Genomic DNA, 3,326 nt, shown 5'->3' with positions numbered 1-3,326 from the left:
TCATCAGCAGCGCTACCGACTAGAGTATCATCACCATCAGTGCTTTCGGTAAAGTTTTGACCGTCTTTGACTAATTCAATACCGCTCTCTGGTAACGGTTCTTCGGGATTTGAAGGTGCGCTGGAATCATCTGTTACAGTATTGCGAACAGTAGGGTTGTTAGCTGTCGCCGACTGAATTTGGGTATTTAGAGATGCGCCCGTATTTTCTGCGATCGCCTGCTGAATCGTTTTAGTTCCTGCGGCTACTTGCTGCAAGTCTTTGGCGACTTCACCCTGTTCCACCAGTTGTACGCGGGCTATTTCGGTGGCTGCATCTGAAGGCGAGGAATTGCTGGATGCGATCGCACCAATCCGCTGATTGCCCTCTGCAATAATTTTAGCAACTTCCGGTGCAAGATTCGATGCTGTCTGTGCTTGCAGTTGAGTTGCAGCCGACTGAATGACGGTTTGCAATTGTGCGGGATTGGTTAAATCGACAGCGCCGGATTTAATTTGATTGGCCAGGGTTGAAATCAGGCGATCGGCAATCTCATTCTTAGCAGTAGTTGAAGCACCGCTAATTAAATCAGTTACCAAGACAATGGTATTTTGTACCTGAGCGTGGGCGGCATAAACAGCTAACCCATTCGGATCGTTTTGAGTAATTGCCTCTAGGGCGTCGTAGCTAGTCAAATCAATTCCTGACGACAATCCAAGTCCTGATTTTACCCGATTCTGTGCCTCAGTTACGCCAATTCCTTGCTCGACTAACTCAGTCATTAGAGTAGTTAGCGGAGTGACGACAGTAGCATCTGGCGTGGCAAATAGTGGGGCTTCTTGAGGCAAATTAGTAGAGGTATTGATGCCGTCGGCAATGACAATTCTGCCTTCATCCGGTTCGAGATTGCCGCTGTTATTCTTGTCGAAACTGTCAAGAGTAACATCTAAATCAAAGCTGCCCGAAGCATTAGTAATGCTGAAGGGTTCATTGTCATCTCGTAAACCGTTAAAGTTGCCATCAAAGAAGACAGTCGCTCCGGCCATGTAACCGTTAATTGCTCTGCCTCTGCTGCCAGCACTCGGCCCCACACTAAAATTAGCTAACTGAAATGTGGCAAAGTTCTTATCGTATACTGTTTTGTAGCTGATTCCACAAGGATAAGGGATAGTTATTGAAGGAATGATGGTTCTTCCAAAAACCTTTACTGCTGGAGTTTTTTTCTCGCAGAATTTTGGTAACAATGCTTTTACTTGAGCACCGAGGAAAGCATTAACTTGACCCGTTACATCAAATAGTGCCGAAGGTTTGCTGATGCGGGAAGTAATTTCCGATGTTCGGATTTTTCCGTCGCCGCCTTTTTTGGGCTGGAACTCTCCGATATCTATCAAATCAATGCCCACTTTGCCTTGAATTCCACCTTTGACATAACCCTCGGCCACGCCAACATTCAACCCTGCACCTACGGCAATGCTAGCATCAAGTGTAAGTTCGTCAACATCTGGCCCAGTACCGTCAGCATTCAGGCGATCGCTCACATAAAATCCATCCAAAACTTTGTCCGCAGAACCCGTAGCAAAATTAGATTTTTTCCACTCACTCAATCCATAGGTATCGTACCCAAATCCTAAATGAGCTGAAGCACTAAACTTGCCTTGCAGTAAACCCTGGATCGGCCCCCAGATCGGGAAATTTTTCTGAATGTTAAAATCAAATCCCAGTTTGGGCATATTGTAGGTAAAGAGGGGAACATCCGGTTTACCTAACAGCAATTGAATCGCGGTTGTTGGCTTGGTCAGAAGTGGTAAATCAAAACCTTCAAGATCTTTTAAAGCATTTAAGAATTCTTTGGTCTTGCCGCTCGTTTTGGAATTAATTTGTTGGTAAGCAGTTTGTTGTGCAGCACCTTTTTGAACGGGGACAGCATTCTGAAGATTGGCATTTGCCTTAGAAACATCTATCGCCCCCAGACTGTAGGAACCTAAGTCGATTTTATCGGGAGAGTTGGCTATTTGGTTGGCCAAATTCACCACTTTATCAACCTTGGTAACTCCATCTAAAAAGCGAGTATCGATATCGCGGTTCGCTATTTTTGCGGCCAGTTCTAATACCGATACCTTGCCATCCTTATTTTTATCAAACGGCCCAGCTATCCCAAGTTTTGAAAGTAACTTGGTGTCGGTATTCAAGAAATTAATAACTGGTCGGAATGGTTTAATGACATCAGAAATTTTACCCACAACTGGTTTAGCAAATTTATTGACAAATGTGCCTAAATCTAGTTGAGTATTGTTGAATTCAACAGTGGGTTGTTGCGGCCCGGTTAATTGACCGTTGGCGTAATTTAAGATCGGCCAATTGACTGCTAAGTCGAAGTTGTAGGAGGGGAATGCAGCATTGCCTTGGATGCTGGTCTTTGCTTGCAAGCCGAGATTGGCATTGCTCTTTAAGCTGGCATTGAATAAGTCTTTGAACTGATAGCTGCCTTGCAGTTCTGGCAGGGTGAGGCGAGAGCCATCATTGGGGCCACCAAGATTGTCTAAGTCTTTCAGCTTGACTTCCAGGTTGGCATCGACTTTAGTCGGTTTTTTGGGATCGTTGGCGAGGTCTACTTGGAAAAATCCTAAGTTGCCTTTAGCCTTGAATTGATTATCTAGACCCAAGTCAATGTTGGCTGTTAACTTTGTTTTGTCGGTATCTATGTAGCAGCCAAACTGTTTACTGACACCAACTCCTAGGGATAAGTTGTAGTTGTATTTTGATTGAGCTTTCCCATCTACTTCCAAGCTTAAAGCCGGGACTCCTAGGTTTTTTGAGAGGTTGACATTGGGCAACTGATATTGTTTGCCAAGGGTAATTAGCAAGGTGCTTTCATCAGCATTGGAATTCCCTGTTAGGGCGACGGTGAAGTCTGGGCCAAGTGCTGTGCGGATGCTACTTTCTAACTGACTTATTGTTTGATTTGCCCCATTTTTAACTGCATCGACTAGCTTAGTCTTGAAGTTGGTAATAAAATCTGGGGCAATGTTCTTGAGAGGGCCGATAATGGGTAGGTTAACTGCCTGTAATTGGTTGTCAAGAATTTTCTGAATTTGATCCAATCCAGCTTCTACACCGCACCAATTATTCTGTGCGCCTGTGGTGACTGATGGTGTTGGTGTTGGTCTGACAGGCGTTGGCGTTGGCGTGACTGGTGTGGGGGTTGGTGTTGGCTGGGTTGGTGTTGGCTGGGTTGGTGTTGGCTGGGTTGGCGTGGGCTGGGTTGGTGTTGGCTGGGTTGGTGTTGGCTGGGTTGGTGTTGGCTGGGTTGGTGTTGGCTGGGTTGGTGTTGGCTGGGTTGGTGTTGG

The 3,326-nt window shown here is 45.6% G+C and carries 1 protein-coding gene and 1 pseudogene; both read right to left on the bottom strand.

All coding sequences use genetic code 11. From position 1 onward, the window contains the following. Positions 1–3,080: pseudogene (locus QUB64_RS32725) on the bottom strand (hypothetical protein); the annotation flags it as partial. A 22-nt stretch (positions 3,081–3,102) separates the two neighbouring features. After that, positions 3,103–3,326: hypothetical protein (locus QUB64_RS32720; protein WP_333394355.1), on the bottom strand; the 224-nt coding region annotated here is incomplete at its 5' end.

It is taken from the genome of Microcoleus sp. Aus8_D2, assembly GCF_036702665.1.
Lineage (GTDB): Bacteria > Cyanobacteriota > Cyanobacteriia > Cyanobacteriales > Microcoleaceae > Microcoleus.
Note: the sequence above shows the minus strand (reverse complement) of the source record. Positions and strands in the feature narration are given on the sequence as shown.